Raw genomic sequence first — 16805 nt, 5'->3', positions numbered from 1 at the left:
ATCAATGGGTTCCGGTCTTCTCCGCCATGCTGCGCACGACCTGCCGCAGCGATTCGCGCATCGTCTCGTTCGGAATGGCCGCCCAGTCCCGCGCCACCTTCGACGCCTCGCCGTCGAGCGCCGGTTCCGGCCGGTCGGCCTCGGCCATGTCCACGCCGGTGAACAACTGGGCCAGCGGCACGTTCAGCGCGGTCGCCACCTGCACGAGGCGTGAGGCGCCCATGCGGTTTGAGCCGTTTTCGTATTTCTGAATCTGCTGAAAGCTGACGCCGAGCGCCTCGCCGAGCTTGGTCTGGGACATGGCGGCGCGGATGCGCAGTTCCCGAACCCGGGCGCCGACGGCCACGTCGACGGGATGTCTTGAGCCAGCCATTGACTTCTCCTCCAGATTTACCGCTGTCGCCGCAGCGCATACAGCGCCGCCGCATTGTGACAAATTTGCAGAAAAGTAGTATTTCTGCAACCAGTCTACCGAACTTAATTGCAAAAATTCTGGAGTTCAATCATGATTTGAAACGAGGTACATTTATTGTGACGCCGTCGAAACCGAAGAAATGGTGTGTGATGGAAAGTCGAGCGAGAACGCGAACGTCGGTTTCGGAAGAGCCCTGCGCGGTGGCGCTCGGACGCCGCTTGGAGCAAATTTGCGACTTGGCCGGCGGAAAGAAGGAGGCCGCGGCTTTGAGCGGGTTGTCGGAGGACATGCTCTATCGGTATTGCCGCGCGGCGACGCGCCCGCCCTTGATTCCCCTTGCGACCCTGACTGAAAAGCTCGGCGTTAGGCTGGATTGGCTGGCCTTCGGAAGCGGTGAAATGCGTAAGCAGGAGACGGAACCAGACGCATGGTCCGCCGATCTCATGCAGGACGTGATTTCAGAGACGACGCTCTATTTGCGCGAAATGGGCGTCGAACTGTCAGCCGAGCGGTTTGGGCGCGTGTGCGTGATTCTCTACACTTTGCTTAGCGCGACAAAGCATGAAGAGCGCCCGCAGGCGCTGCGGGCTTCGCTGAGACTGGTGGCGGATAACACATGAGCGCTCGCGCGGGGCCCTTCAGGGCGTGTGAGTCTTGATTTCGCCAAAAGAGCGCGCGATAGTTGCGCAACGTTTACGTTCAGTAGGTGATGCGGTTATGCAGCAAGCTCAACGAGAAGCACTCAAAGCGGAGTTGCGCGGTCTGTTGTCCGACGCTTGCCCGATGCACGATCAGCAGAGACGTTTGGTGGTGGAGGAGACGGCGAAGGCGCTAGGGCTCACGGCGATGATGCGGGCTATGTCGTTGTCCCAGTTTCGAACCGACGACCTTGAACAGTTATCGACGGCCCAGTTGAACCGGTTGTTCGAATTCCTGCGCGTCGCCAGCGAAGCATTGACGCACGCGGATCAGAAGGTCGAATAGTGACCGCGGTGAACTCTGCATTGATCCACCCGATCGCGCCGTCGTTCCTCGCCCACAGCAGCCTGTGCGCGCGCGCAACGCGGTGGTTCGGCGTGTCGCACGGGCGCTTGGATTGGGGCGATGAGGGGGAGGGCGCGGCCATCCTTGCGCGCGGCCACGCTTCGATCGCGGACCCGGCGCGCGGGTTTCCGCTTCTTTTTGTCGGCGCCGACAGCCCGGCCGCCCAAGTTTTCGGCGAGGACTGGGCGAGCGGCCAGTCAGGCGACTCGGGCATCCCCGATAACGACGCTGAGGCGCTTTGCACGCAGGCCTATTTCGACGTCGCCGCCAATGGCGATCGCCCTGCGTTGCATTATTGCAAAGTGCCGTTTCGTACGTTTGGAGGCTCCGAGATCCTCCTTACGTATCATCGTCTGCTGTTACCTTTTGAGACCAAGACGGGATCTCGACTGATTGTTTGTGTTTCGGATCTCCTCTCATTTGACAGTTGAGATCCTCTCTGCTCATCCACACGATCCAATCGTCGCCAGGAATTCCCGGAGGGTCCTTTCGATAGTGCGTTCCGAAGGGCTGACAGTGGAAATAGCCTATCCGGACGTGATAGCCCCGCATGATTTTGGCGTCGGAGACGTAACCCCACACGTAATCGGGATTCCAACGCAGATAAGCTAGGGCGATGGCGAGTTGCGCGAGATTCGTCGCAAGGCCGCCGCCGCGCCAGTCCGGCGTGATGTATAGGCCGCCGTGATAAACGATGTCGCCGGTGATCACGTCCGCGATGGGGGCGTGGCCGGCGATCGCGTTGGTGTCGCCGCTGCAATAAATGCGGCGGTAATGCCGATCCAGGTAGCGCGATAGCGGCACAGAGATCGTGTCACGTCGCATCGCCTGCGCCGCGATGCGACGGCCGCCGACGCGTACGTCTATCCAGAAAAAATTGTCCGGATCAATCTCTACGCTGTCAGAATTCAAGGGCGGCGCCGTGACGCCGGCCCCTCCCGGCTCGTCGAGAAGTTCGGTGTAGGCGCGCTCGAACGCCTCCTGGTCGAAGTCTTGGACCAACGAGATCTCACGCTCGTCCAAGAACCGTTGCCGTTTTTGAATATAGGTCAGTGTGTCGAAGTCGTTGCGCTGAGGTTTCATCGTTCGCATCCCTGAAAGATTTAGTTGTAGGGAGCGTTCCTCATAGCCCAAAAGCAATGTCCGCAACAGTGCGGTTAAAAAAATTGCCATAAATACGTGCAAAAACCCTATTCATTTCAGGCATCGGGCCGCGAGTGATGCAAAAATGCAGCAATCGCAGGTCACCTATGAGAGCCGCCACCGCAGCGTTTCGCCGCTTCGGAAGGGCAGAATCGCGGTGTCGGCGTCGATCGTGATCGGCCCGTCCACATTGAGCGGAGCGCGGGTCAGCGTCACCGTTTCCTGATTGACGGGCAGACCGTAGAAGGCGGGGCCGTTCAGGCTGGCGAAAGCCTCGAGGCGGTCGAGGACGCCGTCCTCTTCGAACGCCTCGGCGTAGAGTTCGAGCGCGCTCGGCGCGGAGAAGATGCCCGCGCAGCCGCAGGCGCTCTCCTTCTCGGCGATCGGATGGGGCGCGCTGTCCGTGCCGAGGAAGACCCGCGACTGTCCCGACGTCGCGAAGGCGCGCACCGCCTGGCGATGGCGTTCGCGCTTGGCGATCGGCAGGCAGTAGAGATGCGGGCGCACGCCGCCGCGAAACAAATCGGTGCGGTTGATCAGGAGGTGGTGCGGCGTGACCGTCGCGGCGATGCGCGCCCCGCCGCCTTCGACGGCCGCGACGGCCTCGGCCGTGGTGATGTGCTCCAGCACGATCTTCAGGTCCGGCTGACGATCCATCAGCGGCTTCAGCACCTCCTCGATAAAGACGGCCTCGCGGTCGAAAATGTCGACATGGCCGTGCGTCACCTCGCCGTGCACCAGAAGCGGCATGCCGATCTCGGCCATCCGGGCCAGCGCCGCGTCGATCTTTCGGATGTCGGTCACGCCGCGGTCCGAATTGGTGGTGGCCCCGGCGGGGTAGAGCTTCGCGGCCGTGATCACCCCGTCGGCGTGGCCCTGCGCCAGATCGTCCGGATCGATGTTGTCGGTCAAGTAGGCGGTCATCAGCGGCGTGAACCGCGCGCCGTCAGGCAACGCCGCCAGGATGCGGTCGCGATAGGCCGCGATCTCAGCCGTTGCGACGACCGGCGGGACCAGATTCGGCATGACGATGGCGCGGGCGAACTGGCGCGCCGTGTAGCCGACGACCGCTCGCAGGATCGGCCCGTCGCGCAGATGCAGATGCCAGTCGTCGGGACGGCGGATCGTGAGGCTTTCGGGGGCGCTCATCGGCTTTCCTCCAGCATGGCGAAGACGTCGCGGCCGCCGGGCTCGCGTCCGTCGATGACCGCGCTTTTCCAAAGCGCATAAAATAGCAGACCCCAGGCGGCGAAGCCGGCGCGCTTGCGGTCGGCTTTGGCGAATAGGTCGCGCACGGCGGCCGGCTCCGCGATCTCCTCCACGGCGGGGTGGGTTGCGACGAGCGGGCCGAGCCGCTCGGCGCGTCCGGCGATCCAGGCGCCCACAGGCACGGTGAAGCCGCGTTTCGCGGTGAAGGCCTGCGCCTCCGGCAGGCGCCGGTCGAGCCATCGGCGCAGCAGCCACTTGCCGCGTTTGCCGCGGATTTTCAGCCCGTCGGGCAGGCGGAAGGCGGCGTCGGCGACGGCGGGATCCAGGAAGGGGGTGCGCCCTTCCAGCCCGTGCGCCATCAGGCAGCGGTCCAGCTTGGTCAACAGATCGTTGGAGAGCCAATCCTCGCAATCGATCGCCTGCGCGATTTGCAGGCGATTCCGACCCATTTCGCGATGCATCGCCTCCTTGCCGGCGATCGGATCGCGCCAGCCGCGCGCCGCGTCGCGCAGCACGCCCAACCCGTCGAACACGCCGCGATTTCGGATCCCGCGACCGCCCAACCACCAGGGCCGCTTCAGCGCGCGATAGCGGCCGTAGCCGGCGAACAGCTCGTCCCCGCCTTCGCCGCACAGCACGACTTTCAAATCCTGGGCGGCGCGCTCGGCCAGCTTCCAAGTCGGCAGGATTGCGTAGTCGGCGGCCGGATCGTCCATCGCGGCCGCGATCCGGGGCAGGGTCTCCCAGAAATCGGCTTCGGCGAAATCGATTTCATGATGCTCGGCGCCCAGGCGCTCGGCCAAACGGCAGGCGTGATCGCGCTCGTCGTGGACCTGCCCGCCCTGGAAGCCTGCGGTGAAGGCGATTACGGGGCGTTCGTTGAGCTCCGCCATCATGGACAGGATCGCACTGGAATCTACGCCGCCCGACAGGAACAGGCCATAGGGCACGTCGGAGCGCTGATGCACCTCGACGCTGTCGCGCAGCGCGGCGTCGAGCCGCGCGATCGCCGCCTCCTCGCCGATCTCTTCCGGCCCGCCCGCGGGCAGGGCGCAGCGCCGCCGGCGCTCCACGATCCGGCCGCGCTGGACGACCAGCGTCTCTCCGGGCGCGACGCGCTGCACGCCGCGGATCGGCGTCGCCTCGCCGCAGCCGAACTGCAACTGCAACTGGCTGCGCCGCGCGTCCGCGTCGACGGACGCCGGTTCGCCAAGCAATCCGGCTTTGATCAACGCCTGCGGTTCGCTGGCGAAGGCGAAACAATCGTCCGTCTGGACATAGTAAAGCGGCTTGATGCCGAAGGGGTCGCGGCTCAGGACCAGCCGGCCGCCTTCGGCCGGATCGTGGATCGCGATCGCATACATGCCGCGCAGTCGCTCGGCGAAGGCCAGCCCGTCGCGCCGGTAAAGATGCAAGGGGGGCTCGCAGTCGGAGCGCGTGCGCAGATCGACTGCGCCCTCCAGCTCCGCGCGCAATTCGACGTAATTGTAAATCTCTCCATTGGCGACCAGCGCAGCCCCGCCGGGCTCGTAGAGCGGCTGGTCACCGGTCTCGAGGTCGATGATGGCGAGGCGGGTCTGGACCATCGCCACCCCGCCGGAGACGTAACGGCCGTCGCCGTCCGGCCCGCGGTGCGACAACGCCGCCAGCAGCTTGTCCAGGACGGCCGCGTCGGGAGGGCGCCCGTCGCGCGTCATCAAGCCCGCGATCCCGCACATCAGTCTGAGACCCCGCCCGCCGCTAGAGGCCTCACGCGATGGAAAAAGTCCTGATAGGCCGCGACCACCTTGGCCTCGGTGTAGCGATCCTGAAAGGCTTCATGTCCCTTTCCGGCGAGATCTAGCGCGAGGGCTTTGTCGTCGATCAACCGCTTCGCCGCCGCGGCGAGGGCGTCGGCGTCGTCGACCGGCGCCAACAGGCCGGTCGTCCCGTCCGCGATCAGCTGGCTGGGTCCCTGGGCGGCGGCGGCGACGACCGGGACGCCCTGCGCCCAGGCCTCGATCACGATGTTGCCGAGCGGCTCGTGCCGGGACGAGCATAGGAAGACGTCGGCGGCGGCGAACAGCGCCGGCGCGTCGCCCCGCCAACCGAGAAAGCGGACCCGATCCGCGACGCCAAGGCGTTCCGCGTGCGCCTTGAGGCGCGCCTCTTCCGGTCCGATGCCCGCGATCCAAAGATAGGCGTTCGGCAGCCGGCTGAGCGTCTCAAGCGCGACATCGAAGCCTTTGTTCTTGTGCAGGCGTCCCAGGCACAAAAACAGCGGCGCGTCCTTCGGTGTGTCGAAGGCGCTTCTGTCGGCGGGCGGCTGACGCTCCGCGTCGACGAAGTTCGGCAAATACCAGGCCCGCTCCTCCGGAACCCCTTGTGCGATCAGATAGCGGCGCAGATCTTGCGTGTTGCCGATCAGATGGTCGCACCGCTTGTAGTTCTTCAAATCGTAGTAGCCGCCAAGGCGCGCGGCCAGCGTCCAGTCGCCGACCGGCGCGGCCCGCGTGGCGCGGTTCATCCAGGTCAGCACGATTCCCGGCCGATACCGCCGGGCGGCCTTCTTGAACAGCCACGGCGTGATGAAGTCCGGCTTGCCGCGAAAGGGCAGGGCGAGCGTCTGTACGCCGGCATCCCTTAGCACGCTTTCGCGCGGCGCATTGGTCCGGATGACGGCTAGTTGCGGTTGGCCGGCGCGCGCCAGAGCCGGGACAAGGCGCGTAAAAAATGCTTCCGCGCCGCCGACCGGGGCCCCGGCCATCGCTTGCAGGATGCGCGTCACTCGTCCTCCAGCGTCGCCTTCAGGTAAGACAGAATGGGATAAAGCCCGGCGAAAAGGGCGATAAGAAATCCGTATTTCCCCTCTTTATACCCTTTCCGGCCCACATAGCATTTCCAAAAGCGCGAGAAGATGCGCCGCACGTTGCGTGCGAACCCGACGCCGTCCGGGTTGGCGCGCAGATCGCGGGCCTTCGCCGAGGTGTATCGGTCGAGACGCCGGATCATGTCGGAGATGTCGCGATCGACGTAATGCACCATGCGCTCGGTCAGCCGGCGCTCGGGGCCGGTCAGACGCAGGGCCGGATGCACCCGCTCGAGGCCCCATCGTTTCGCGTCCTTGCGCGACAGGCGCGCGGCCGCCGAAACTCCCCAGGCCGCCCCCCAGCCGTAGCGCACCAGCCGCGCGCCCACGTAATTGTCGAAGGGAATGAGGAAATAGCCGTCGTCGTGCGCCGCGACCGCCTGACGGATCTCGCGGGCCAGCGCGTCGCTCACGCGCTCGTCGGCGTCCACCTCGAGGATCCACTCGCCAGAGCAGGCGTCGCGCCCGGCGTTGCGGCGTGCGCCTTCGATCTCCCAGGAGCCTTCCAGGACCCGGTCCGTAAATCGTTCGGCGATCGCCTTCGTGCCGTCGGTGCATTTGTCCAGCACCACGACGAGCTCGTCGGCGAAGGCGAGACTCGCCAGACAGTCGGCGAGCTGCGCCTCCTCATTATGGGCGACCACAAGAGCCGAGAGCTTACCCGCCATGCAATCATGCGTCTCCGAAGGGGCGTGCGAAGCGCGCCCAAACCCAAGCGTTCCGGGCCGTATAGCGCTCCCGGCCCGGCTTGCCAACCGAAGGCCGGCCTTGCGGCGCGCGCGCCCTCGCGCCACATTCGCACAAGGGCGCGACCGAGGCCTTCAAGGGAGGATGCGACAGCGACCATGACCACCGCCTTCTACTTCCAGCGCCAAGACCGCGGCGTCGTCACCGTCGCCGGGGCGGATCGCCTGGAGTTCCTGCAGGGATTGATCTCCAACGACGCGGCAAAGGCCGGAGACGACCGCGCGATCTGGTCCGCGCTGCTGACCCCTCAGGGCAAGTTCCGGCACGACTTCTTTTTGGTCGCCCAGGGTCATCGCCTCCTGATCGAGTGCGAGTCCGGCGACCGACTGATGGATCTGGGCGTCACGCTGCGCCGCTACGTGCTGCGCGCGGACGTCAAGCTGGGCGTCGCCAAGGACCTCGCGGTCTTCCAGGTTGCAGGCGACGGCGCGCTCGACGCGCTCGGCCTCGACGCCGAGCCCGGCGCCGCCGTGGCTTTCGCCGGGGGCGTCGCCTTCGTCGATCCGCGGCTGGCCGACGCCGGCGCCAGGGTTCTCGCGCCGGCCGACCAAGCCCGAGCGGCGTTCGCCGAGGCGGAGATTGCGGCGGGTGAGAAGAGCGCGTGGGACGCGATCCGCATCCCGCTCGGCCTGCCTGACGGCTCGGCCGATCTTCAAGTCGACAAGGCGATCCTGCTGGAGAACGGCTTCGACGAGTTGGGCGGCGTCGATTGGAACAAGGGCTGCTACATGGGGCAGGAATTGACGGCCCGCACGAAGTACCGCGGCTTGGTCAAGAAGCGCCTGACGCCGGTGCGTCTCGAGGGGGGATCGGCGACGCCGGGGCAACTGGTCACGCTCGGCGGGAAAGAGGCGGGCGAGTTGCGGTCGGTCGCCGGCGACTGGGCGCTGGCGCTCTTGCGCCTGAAGGCGGTCAAGGACGCCAAGACCTCCGGCAAGCGGCTTGAAGTCGACGGCGTCGCCGCCGAGCCCGTGCGCCCCGCCTGGATGGTCTGGCCGGAAGAAGAAAAGGCGTAAAACGCCCTCTCGCCAAGCGCGCGTCTCTGCTGCATGGTGTGGCAAAACACTTGCGCCGTCAGGGAAGGAGCGCCGCCCCATGTCCACGCCCGGCATCTTCGAGACCGGTCTCGACGCGAATCCGGCGAATTACACGCCGCTCAGTCCGCTCAGCTTCCTCCGCCGCACCGCCCAGGTTCACCCGGGGCGGGAGTCGGTGGTGCACGGATCGCGCCGCTTCACGTGGGGGGAGACATACGCTCGCTGCCGGCGTCTGGCGTCGGCGCTCGCCGCGAAAGGCGTTGGGCTGGGCGATACCGTCGCGGTGATGGCGCCGAACATCCCGGCTCTTTATGAGGCGCATTTCGGCGTGCTGATGACCGGGGGCGTGCTGAACGCGATCAACACGCGCCTCGACGCCGCGACGGTCGCCTTCATCCTCAATCATGGCGAAGCGGACGTGCTGATCACCGACACCGAATTCGCGCCGGTGATGAAGAAGGCGTTGGAGCAGGTGGAACGGAAGATCGTCGTGATCGATATCGACGATCCGGAAGGACCGGGCGGCGAGCGGCTGGGCGAGATCGAGTACGAGGATTTCCTGGCCGGCGGCGACGAGGCGTATGCGTACGGCCTGCCGGAGGACGAGTGGCAGGCGGTCGCCCTCAACTACACCTCCGGGACGACCGGCGACCCGAAAGGCGTCGTCTATCACAGCCGCGGGGCCTATCTCCTGGCGGTCGGCAACGTGATGACCTGGAGCTTGCCGCAGGCGGCGCGCTATCTTTGGACCTTGCCGATGTTCCACTGCAACGGCTGGTGCTTCCCCTGGACGCTGGCGGCGATGGCGGGGACCAGCATCTGCCTGCGTCAGGTCTCGGCCGCCAACATCTTTCAGGCGATCGACGAGGAGAAGGCGACCCATTTCTGCGGCGCGCCGATCGTCCTCAACATGCTGATCAACGCCAAGCCGAGCGAACGGCGCGAGTTGCCGCATGAAGTTCATGTGATGACCGCGGCCGCTCCGCCGCCCGCCAGCGTCCTGCAGCGCATGGAGGAAGAGGGCTTCCGCGTCACGCATGTCTACGGCCTGACCGAGGTCTACGGGCCGGCGGTCGTGTGCGACTGGCATGAGGAGTGGAACGATCTGCCGCCGGCCGAGCGTGCGGCCAAGAAGGCGCGCCAGGGCGTCGCCTATCCGGTATTGGAGGATCTGATCGTCGCCGACGCAGAGACCTGCGAGCCGGTGCCGAAGGACGGCGAGACGATGGGCGAGGTGCTGTTTCGCGGCAACGTCGTCATGCGCGGCTACCTCAAGAACAAGCCGACCACCGACAAGGCTTTCAAGGGCGGCTGGTACCACTCTGGGGATCTCGGCGTCTGGCATGAGGACGGCTACATCCAGCTCAAGGACCGGGCCAAGGACATCATCATCTCCGGCGGGGAGAACATCTCAACCATCGAGGTCGAGGGCGTGCTCTACCGCCATCCCAAAGTGATGGAGGCCGCCGTGGTCGCGCGGCCCGACGAGAAGTGGGGCGAGACGCCCTGCGCCTTCGTCACCCTCAAGGAGGGCGCGGAGGCGAGCGAGGAGGAGATCATCGAGTTCTGCCGCGAGAACATGGCCCGCTTCAAGGCCCCCAAGACGGTGATCTTCGGCGATTTGCCGAAAACCTCGACCGGCAAGGTGCAGAAGTTCGTCTTGCGCGAGCAGGCCCGGGATATGTGAGGCCCTGGCGTCCGATTTCTGGAAAGCGCTTGAGGCCGCGGTTGATTCCCTGCGAATTCCTCCCACCTGTCGCACGGTCGAGCCGGGCGGCGGTCCCTAACATAAGTTAGGGGCGGCCCGAAGCCCCGATCCAAGAGAGCGAGAACTCCGTCGACAGAGCGACAGCCACGAGATCGGAGGACCTCCATCATGGTCAAGCCGCTTTCCCCGGCGCAGGCGTTATGCGTCGCCGCCGGCTTTCTCACCGCCGCCGCGGCGGCCGCGCCGACGCCGGCCCAGGCGACGCCAGGGCAATACGTCATGGGCTGGATCGAGCAGATCCGCCTGCCGGCCGCCCAGCGCGTCTTCAATGCGAAGCTGGACACCGGCGCGACCACCTCCTCCGTCGACGCGCGCGACATTGAAACCTTCAGCCGCGACGAGGAGGAGTGGGTCAGTTTCGTGATCCCGGGTCGCGACGGCGCGGACGACATTAGGCTTGAGCGCGAGATCGCGCGGGACGTCGAGATCATTCAGCAAGACGGTGAGATGGGCGAGCATCGCTATGTCGTCATCCTCTCCGTCTGCCTCAACGGCACGCTCCACAACGCGCAGTTCACGCTCGCCGACCGCGAGGCGTTCGACGAACAGTTCCTGCTCGGCCGCCGGCTGATGGAGGACGTGGCCGTCGTCCATTCCGGCGAGAAGTTCCTGACGGAGCCCGGTTGCTCCGGGAGCTGATCCGATGCGCCTCGCCCCCGTCTACGTCGCGGCCGCGCTGCTGGTCGCGCTCGGCCTCGGCGCGGCCGCGTGGCGTCATCTCGACGCCGGCGCGCCGCTGACCCCGGGGGCGGAGACGTCCGTCTGGAACATCGAGGCGCGGATCGGCGTCACCCCTGATCCCGCCCTGCCGGCCAAGATCGACCTGCTGGTCCCTAACGCCCCTCCGCGATTCATGCTGTTGGGCGAGACGCGGATCACCGCCGGCTACGGCGTCACGGAGAGCGTGCAGGGCGCCAATCGCGTCCTGACCTGGACCAAGCGGCGCAGCGAGGGGCGTGACATCCTTTATTACCGCGCCCGCCTTACCCACGGGGATTCGCCCAACGGCGCCGTCGTGGCGGGCGATCCGCCGCCGGCGGAGACGCCCGACTATCGCGCGTCCGTCGAGCCGACGGTCGAGGCGTTTCTCGACGGGGTGCGCCGGGACTCGGCCGACATCTTCAGCTTCGCGGCCGTGCTGCTGAAGCGGCTGCAGGAAACGGATCAGGGCGGAGAGTTGCTGGCGCTTATGCGCGACGCCGGCGGCGAGGACCGCCGCCGCGCCGAGGCTGCGGCGACGCTGTTGCACGGCGCGCGCATACCGGCGCGTCCGGTCTTCGGCTTCATGCTTTCGAACGGCGCGCGCAGCTACGATCCGCAGATCATGCTGCAGGTCCACAATGGCGAGGGCTGGGCGATCTTCGACCCGCGAAGCGCCGACCGCATCGCGCCGGAGGACTTCCTGATCTGGGCGCGCGACGCGGTCGATCCGCTCAGCGCCGAGAATGTCGAGTCCGCGGACGTCGCCTTCTCCGTCCTGCACGCCAAGCGCTCCGCCGAGACGATCGCCGAGACCCGACAGCAACAGGCGCATCCGATCCTGAACGGGCTGTCGCTGTCACGCCTGCCGGTCGACATGCAAAAGGTCTATCAGGTTCTGCTGCTGCTGCCGGTCGGGGCGGTGCTGGTGGTGCTGCTGCGCAACGTGGTGGGCGTTCCGACGGCTGGAACCTTCACACCGGTGCTGTTGGCGCTTGCGTTCAGGCAGACCGACCTGGCTGCGGGCGTGGGGCTGTCTGCGCTGGTGATCGCCTTCGGCCTCGCCGCGCGGCTTTATCTGGAGCGCTTGCAACTTCTCTTCGTGCCCAAGATCGCCGCGGTTCTGATCGCAGTGATCCTGATGATGACGCTGATCAGTCTCGCCAGCGCCGAGGTGGGCTTTACCGGCGGCCTCTCCGTGTCGCTTTTCCCGATGGTGGTGCTGGCCTGGATCATCGAGCGCCTGTCCGTCGTCTGGGAGGAGAACGGTCCGCAGGACGCGATGCCCCAGGCGTTCGGTACGGTGATCGCCGCCTCACTCGCCTTCCTCCTGCTCAATCTGGAGCAGGTGCAGCATCTCGCCTTCACCTTCCCCGAGCTGATGCTGGTGTTGCTCGGGGCGACCTTGGCGCTGGGGCGCTACAAGGGTTATCGCCTGCTGGAGCTTTGGCGATTCCGGGCCTTGAAGGGGGAGGCCGGCTCGTGATCGGCGCGTTCGCTGCGAAGCTGCCCCTCGCGACGCCCGGGGAGTTGCGCGCCAACGGCGTGCTAGGCCTCAACCGGCGGAATTTGCACTACGTCCAGGGCGAGAACCGTCGCGCGCTCTACCCGCTCGTCGACGACAAACGCCAGACCAAGCGCCTGCTTGAGAGCAGCGGCGTCGCGACGCCCAAACTCCTCGGCGTGATCGAGGGCGAGCGCGACGCCGACAGCTGCTTGCAGCGCATGGCCGACGCCGGCGAGGGCTTCGTCGTGAAGCCGGCGAAAGGATCCGCCGGCAAGGGCGTGACGGTGATCGAAGAGGTTCTGGCGAACCGACGCGGGCGCATCCTGTTTCGAACCGCCGGCGGCGACCTGTTGAGCTTGAGCCAACTGCGCCACCATCTCTCCAACATCCTCAGCGGCGTCTACAGCTTCGGCGATCGGCGCGACAGCGCCGTGGTCGAGGAGGTCGTCCATCCCGCGCCGCCCTTCACCGAGATCGTCTGGGAGGGAATTCCCGACATCCGGATCGTCGTCATGCGCGGGTATCCGGTGATGGCGATGGGGCGGTTGCCGACGCTCGAGTCGGACGGGCGCGGCAACCTGCACCAGGGTGCGGTCGGCGTCGGCATCCGGATCGCCGACGGCGCTTTCGCAGGCGGCCAGCACAAGAACCGCTTCATCTCCGAGCATCCGGATACGCTGCGCCCGCTGGACGGCTATACGGTCCCGGACTGGGGGAAGATGCTGCGACTTGCGGCGCGCTGCACCGATCTGGTCGGGCTCGGGTTCCTTGGCGTGGACATCGTGGTCGACCGCGAACGCGGGCCGCTTATTCTGGAGCTCAACGCGCGACCCGGCGTCAGCATCCAACTCGCCAACCGCTGCGGCCTCGAGGCGCGTCTCGCAAAGGCCGAAGCCTGGGCGGAGGCCGGAGATGCGGAGGACGCGGAGCCCGCCGACGCCCGCGTCGCGCGGGCGCAGGCGGGCTTCGCCTGAGGGGGCGTCACTCCGCGGCGTGCATCAGGCCGCGCGGGATTTTCTTTTCCGGATCGAGGAAGGGCAGCCCGACGATCTCGCACGCGACGGCGCGGCCGTCGTGCGTCTCGACGCTGAGCCCGCGCCCCAGCCAATCGCCCGCCGGATTGAACCCGCCGACATACCAGTAGCGCGACCGCCGATCGTGCCAGTAGAGCGACGGCACATGCAGCGTGTCTAGACGGCGCAACACGAACCAATCGACGATCTGGATCCCGATGATCGGGGCGACCAGGATGCCGATGAAGGCCATGAAGGCGCCGATATTGTCGTAGAAGGCCCCGGGGATCAGGATCATCACCAGCACCATCGGCACGATGGCGGCGGCGACCTTGGCGTTCCAGGGCAGGTTGCGTGTGGCGGGGCTGAGCTCCCCGAAGCCGAGGGCCGCGCAATGCGCGCCGACCAGCGCCGACCCCAGATTCGCCATCGCGACGAAGATCAGGACGAAGACCCCGGCCACCGGCCCGGCGACCGCGGCCATCCAGACGGTCGGGTCGGCCTCGCCAGCAGCGAGCCCGGAGTAGAGCGCGATCAGTCCGATCGCCGACCATCCGAAGCCGAGGGACACCATCGACGGGACCGCGCCCTTGCCGGCGCTGTTCACCATCCGGAACATGCCGCCCATGTAAGCCCACCAGCCGAGGGTGGAGACCATCAGAAGCTCAAGGCCGGTGGTGTAGTTCGTGAGCCGCCCGCCCTCGTTCGGGCCTATCGGGGCGGCGGCGACGATGTCGGCCAGACTATAGGTCTGAAACAACAGCCAGTACATCCACGCGCCGATCACGAGGATCAGAACCGCGACGGCCGCGCTGACCGCCTTCAGACTGTCCGACCCCCGCTGCAGCAACAGCCAGACGATCGCGGCCGCCCCGACCGATACGGCGGTGGCGGCCGCGCCGGCGCTCGCCTCTCCGATCATGCCGAGCGAGACCAGGGCGGCCGCGCAGGCACGTCCGAGAAAGATCACCAGCACGATGTTCCAGCCGATCAGGATCGCGTACTGCACGATCAGCGAGATGATCGCCCCGCGCGCGCCGAGTTGCGGTTTCGTCGTGCCCAGGGTTTCGATGCCGTATTTCGTCACGGGCGGGATCTGCGAGAGCGTGACCAGAAGCTGACCGATCAGGGCTCCGGCGATCATGGTCGCCGTGCCTTCGCGCGCGCCGACATAGTAGGCGGAAAACCCGCCGACGACGAACGACCAGGAGGCGACGCCGGCCGTAGCGGCCACGGCGGCCGCCGCGAAGCCGCCCCAGTTTCGTTCCGAAAGGGGGACGGGCAGGCGGTGGAAGGGCGCGTCCGTCATGACCACCCCCACAGCAGAAGCGCGACGGGAAGGATGATCCCCGTCGCGATTAGGAAGACGCAGTCCTTGGATTGAAGGGGCGCGCCGGTCGGCGCGCCGTCGAGAGCGGCGATCTGCGCTTCGAAGTCATCGTCGCGCTGCGCGTCCTGAACTGACGCAGGCTGATTGACCTGTTTCATGATGGTCTCCTCCCACAGGCTCCCGTCGTGGGGAGCGTTCTTTATGCGGAGCGCTATAAGCGTCCGCGTCGGCGGCTTATTCGATCGGTCGTCGCCGATCGCCGCCTGGTGGGGAGAAGGCTAAGATCTCGGGCGCGCGCGCCCTATTCATGTTTTCTGAGGAAAGTGAAAACCTTTTATGCGGGCCGCTCGCGCTGTGTCGTCTCCCACTCTGGCGCGATCCATACCGGCGCGTTGGAGGGGGCGAGCGGTTCGCGCCCGCGCACCAAGTCGGCGGCCTTCTCGGCGACCATGATCGTCGGCGCGTTCAGATTGCCGTTTGTGATGGTCGGGAAGACGGAGCTGTCGACGACGCGCAGAGCCTCGATCCCGCGCACCCGCGCCTCCTCGTCCAGCACCGCCATCGGATCGTCGGCCGGGCCCATCTTGCAGGTGCAGGAGGGGTGGTAGGCGCTCTCCGCCGCTCCGCGGATCCAGGCGTCGATCTCGTCATCGGACTGAACCGCCTCGCCTGGCTGGATTTCGCCGTCATTGTAGTCGGCCATGGCGGGTTGAGCCATGATCTCGCGGGTCAGACGGATGGCGCTGCGGAAGGCGTCGCGATCTTCCTCGGCCTCCATATAGTTGAACAGGACGCTCGGCATGTGGTGCGGGTCCGTGGCGCGGATTTCGACGCGCCCGCGGCTCTTCGGCTTGTTCGGGCCGACATGGACCTGAAAGCCGTGGCCCTTGAAGGCCGCGCGCCCGTCATAGCGCATGGCGCCGGGCAGGAAGTGATATTGGATGTCCGGCCATTCCAGGCCGGGGCGGCTGCGGATGAAGGCGCAGCTTTCGAAATGGTTGGTCGCGCCCAGGCCCGACTTGAATAGCACCCAGCGCAACCCGATCAGGAACTTGCCCCACGGCGTCAGATGGCCGTTCAGGGTGATCGGCTGCTTGCAGCGGAATTGGAAATAGACTTCCAGATGATCCTGCAGATTGCGTCCGACGCCGGGGAGGTCGTGGACGACGTCGACGCCGGCCTTCTGCAGCACCTGCGCCGGCCCGATCCCGGACAGTTGGAGGAGCATCGGCGAGCCGATCGAGCCGGCGGAGAGGATCACCTCCCGGGTCGCGCGCGCCTCGATCATCCGGCCGCCGCGCTCATAGCGCACGCCGACGGCGCGCCTGCCCTCCAACAACACCTTGTGGGTCACAGCCTGGCTCGCGATCGTCAGGTTGGCGCGCCCTTTGATCGGCTTCAGATAGGCGTTGGCGCAGGAACTGCGCACGCCGTCCTTCACCGTCATATGCATCGCCCCGAAACCTTCCTGGCGATAGCCGTTATAGTCCTCGGTCACGCCGTAGCCGGCTTGATCGCCCGCCTCGATGAAGGCGCGGTAGATCGGATTGGCCATCCGGTTGCCGGCGCCGGTGCCGAGCGGCCCGTCGTCCCCGCGATACGCGTCCGCGCCGTCGACCCAGTTCTCCGCACGCTTGAAATAGGGGAGGCAATGGCGATAGCCCCACTGCGCGAGGCCGCCTTCCCCTTCCCATTGGTCGAAGTCTCGCGCGTGGCCGCGCACATAGGCCATCCCGTTGATCGAGGAGGAGCCGCCCATCACCTTGCCCCGCGGACAGTCGAGCCGCCGACCGTCCATGTAGGGCTCCGGCTCCGACTCGTAGCCCCAGTTGTATTTGGGCATGTTCATCGGAATGGAGAGCGCCGTCGGCATCTGGATGAAGAGCGACCGGTCGCCGCCGCCCGCCTCGATTAGCAGGACGCGGGTCTGCGGATCCTCCGTCAGGCGGTTGGCCATGACGCAGCCGGCGCTGCCGGCGCCGACGACGATGTAATCGTAGCTCTCGCCCATGGGTCTCCGCGCTTTCTCTGGGGGGTCCGGGACC

At 66.5% G+C, this 16805-nt stretch carries 17 protein-coding genes; 8 read left to right on the top strand and 9 right to left on the bottom strand.

What is annotated here, in order from left to right; translation table 11 throughout:
• Position 1: 1 nt before the first annotated feature.
• Positions 2-373, bottom strand: a complete 372-nt coding sequence (locus tag RIB45_RS15315) for a helix-turn-helix domain-containing protein (RefSeq protein WP_350051297.1) — start codon at positions 371-373, stop codon at positions 2-4.
• Here RIB45_RS15315 and RIB45_RS15310 point away from each other — a divergent pair.
• From RIB45_RS15310 to RIB45_RS15300, 3 genes are all read left to right on the top strand, one after another.
• A complete protein-coding gene (locus RIB45_RS15310; RefSeq protein WP_350051296.1) occupies positions 361-1035 on the top strand; it encodes a helix-turn-helix transcriptional regulator in 675 nt (224 codons plus the stop codon). The genes RIB45_RS15315 and RIB45_RS15310 overlap by 13 nt on opposite strands.
• Before the next feature lie 97 nt (positions 1036-1132).
• A complete protein-coding gene (locus tag RIB45_RS15305; RefSeq protein ID WP_350051295.1) occupies positions 1133-1399 on the top strand; it encodes a hypothetical protein in 267 nt (88 codons plus the stop codon).
• Positions 1399-1890: a hypothetical protein gene (locus RIB45_RS15300; protein ID WP_350051294.1), complete on the top strand. Its 492-nt coding sequence runs from the start codon at positions 1399-1401 to the stop codon at positions 1888-1890. Before RIB45_RS15305 ends, RIB45_RS15300 begins: the two co-directional genes overlap by 1 nt.
• Here the strand turns inward: RIB45_RS15300 and RIB45_RS15295 are convergent.
• From RIB45_RS15295 to RIB45_RS15275, 5 genes are all read right to left on the bottom strand, one after another.
• Positions 1799-2542 carry a hypothetical protein gene (locus tag RIB45_RS15295; RefSeq protein ID WP_350051293.1) on the bottom strand — a complete coding sequence of 248 codons (744 nt, stop codon included), beginning with the start codon at positions 2540-2542 and terminating at the stop codon, positions 1799-1801. The genes RIB45_RS15300 and RIB45_RS15295 overlap by 92 nt on opposite strands.
• Positions 2543-2707: 165 nt before the next feature.
• On the bottom strand, positions 2708-3751 hold the full coding sequence (gene pyrC, locus RIB45_RS15290; protein WP_350051291.1) for a dihydroorotase: 1044 nt from the start codon (positions 3749-3751) through the stop codon (positions 2708-2710).
• Positions 3748-5529 carry an asparagine synthase (glutamine-hydrolyzing) gene (gene asnB / locus RIB45_RS15285; protein WP_350051290.1) on the bottom strand — a complete coding sequence of 594 codons (1782 nt, stop codon included), beginning with the start codon at positions 5527-5529 and terminating at the stop codon, positions 3748-3750. Before asnB ends, pyrC begins: the two co-directional genes overlap by 4 nt.
• Positions 5529-6557 (bottom strand): glycosyltransferase, encoded by a 1029-nt coding sequence (locus RIB45_RS15280; RefSeq protein ID WP_350051409.1) that lies wholly within the window; start codon positions 6555-6557, stop codon positions 5529-5531. The genes asnB and RIB45_RS15280 overlap by 1 nt, the downstream gene beginning before the upstream one ends.
• A gap of 17 nt (positions 6558-6574) precedes the next feature.
• Positions 6575-7327, bottom strand: coding sequence for a glycosyltransferase family 2 protein (locus tag RIB45_RS15275; protein WP_350051289.1), 753 nt, complete (start codon positions 7325-7327; stop codon positions 6575-6577).
• Positions 7328-7504: 177 nt separating this feature from the next.
• Here RIB45_RS15275 and ygfZ point away from each other — a divergent pair, with 177 nt between their 5' ends.
• The 5 genes from ygfZ to RIB45_RS15250 all read left to right on the top strand — a co-directional run bounded on the left by ygfZ (position 7505) and on the right by RIB45_RS15250 (position 13391).
• Positions 7505-8422 (top strand): CAF17-like 4Fe-4S cluster assembly/insertion protein YgfZ, encoded by a 918-nt coding sequence (ygfZ, locus tag RIB45_RS15270; protein ID WP_350051288.1) that lies wholly within the window; start codon positions 7505-7507, stop codon positions 8420-8422.
• Positions 8423-8501: 79 nt separating this feature from the next.
• Positions 8502-10130 carry an acyl-CoA synthetase gene (locus RIB45_RS15265; protein ID WP_350051287.1) on the top strand — a complete coding sequence of 543 codons (1629 nt, stop codon included), beginning with the start codon at positions 8502-8504 and terminating at the stop codon, positions 10128-10130.
• A 189-nt stretch (positions 10131-10319) separates the two neighbouring features.
• The gene (locus RIB45_RS15260) at positions 10320-10850 is read left to right on the top strand and encodes an ATP-dependent zinc protease family protein (protein ID WP_350051286.1); all 531 of its coding nucleotides are present in this window, start codon (positions 10320-10322) and stop codon (positions 10848-10850) included.
• Positions 10851-10854: 4 nt separating this feature from the next.
• Complete coding sequence (locus RIB45_RS15255; protein WP_350051284.1) at positions 10855-12396, top strand: UUP1 family membrane protein; 1542 nt, start codon at positions 10855-10857, stop codon at positions 12394-12396.
• Entirely contained in the window at positions 12393-13391 is a 999-nt protein-coding gene (locus tag RIB45_RS15250) for an alpha-L-glutamate ligase-like protein (RefSeq protein WP_350051283.1), read from the top strand. Before RIB45_RS15255 ends, RIB45_RS15250 begins: the two co-directional genes overlap by 4 nt.
• A 7-nt stretch (positions 13392-13398) precedes the next feature.
• On the opposite strand, the gene RIB45_RS15245 is transcribed toward RIB45_RS15250, so the two are convergent.
• The 3 genes from RIB45_RS15245 to betA all read right to left on the bottom strand — a co-directional run bounded on the left by RIB45_RS15245 (position 13399) and on the right by betA (position 16771).
• A complete protein-coding gene (locus RIB45_RS15245; RefSeq protein WP_350051282.1) occupies positions 13399-14739 on the bottom strand; it encodes a cytosine permease in 1341 nt (446 codons plus the stop codon).
• On the bottom strand, positions 14736-14918 hold the full coding sequence (locus RIB45_RS15240; RefSeq protein ID WP_350051281.1) for a hypothetical protein: 183 nt from the start codon (positions 14916-14918) through the stop codon (positions 14736-14738). The genes RIB45_RS15245 and RIB45_RS15240 overlap by 4 nt, the downstream gene beginning before the upstream one ends.
• Before the next feature lie 176 nt (positions 14919-15094).
• Entirely contained in the window at positions 15095-16771 is a 1677-nt protein-coding gene (gene betA / locus RIB45_RS15235; RefSeq protein ID WP_350051280.1) for a choline dehydrogenase, read from the bottom strand.
• Positions 16772-16805: the final 34 nt, after the last annotated feature.

The sequence above is a fragment of the Marivibrio sp. genome (assembly GCF_040218065.1).
Lineage (GTDB): Bacteria > Pseudomonadota > Alphaproteobacteria > UBA8366 > Aestuariispiraceae > Marivibrio.
Note: the sequence above shows the minus strand (reverse complement) of the source record. Positions and strands in the feature narration are given on the sequence as shown.

Coding starts and splice junctions, on each gene's coding strand:
- RIB45_RS15315 (WP_350051297.1), bottom strand. CDS start 373: ATGGCTGGCTCAAGACATCCCGTCGACGTGGCCGTCGGCGCCCGGGTT.
- RIB45_RS15305 (WP_350051295.1), top strand. CDS start 1,133: ATGCAGCAAGCTCAACGAGAAGCACTCAAAGCGGAGTTGCGCGGTCTG.
- RIB45_RS15295 (WP_350051293.1), bottom strand. CDS start 2,542: ATGAAACCTCAGCGCAACGACTTCGACACACTGACCTATATTCAAAAA.
- pyrC (WP_350051291.1), bottom strand. CDS start 3,751: ATGAGCGCCCCCGAAAGCCTCACGATCCGCCGTCCCGACGACTGGCAT.
- asnB (WP_350051290.1), bottom strand. CDS start 5,529: ATGTGCGGGATCGCGGGCTTGATGACGCGCGACGGGCGCCCTCCCGAC.
- RIB45_RS15280 (WP_350051409.1), bottom strand. CDS start 6,557: ATGGCCGGGGCCCCGGTCGGCGGCGCGGAAGCATTTTTTACGCGCCTT.
- RIB45_RS15275 (WP_350051289.1), bottom strand. CDS start 7,327: ATGGCGGGTAAGCTCTCGGCTCTTGTGGTCGCCCATAATGAGGAGGCG.
- ygfZ (WP_350051288.1), top strand. CDS start 7,505: ATGACCACCGCCTTCTACTTCCAGCGCCAAGACCGCGGCGTCGTCACC.
- RIB45_RS15265 (WP_350051287.1), top strand. CDS start 8,502: ATGTCCACGCCCGGCATCTTCGAGACCGGTCTCGACGCGAATCCGGCG.
- RIB45_RS15260 (WP_350051286.1), top strand. CDS start 10,320: ATGGTCAAGCCGCTTTCCCCGGCGCAGGCGTTATGCGTCGCCGCCGGC.
- RIB45_RS15255 (WP_350051284.1), top strand. CDS start 10,855: ATGCGCCTCGCCCCCGTCTACGTCGCGGCCGCGCTGCTGGTCGCGCTC.
- RIB45_RS15245 (WP_350051282.1), bottom strand. CDS start 14,739: ATGACGGACGCGCCCTTCCACCGCCTGCCCGTCCCCCTTTCGGAACGA.
- RIB45_RS15240 (WP_350051281.1), bottom strand. CDS start 14,918: ATGAAACAGGTCAATCAGCCTGCGTCAGTTCAGGACGCGCAGCGCGAC.
- betA (WP_350051280.1), bottom strand. CDS start 16,771: ATGGGCGAGAGCTACGATTACATCGTCGTCGGCGCCGGCAGCGCCGGC.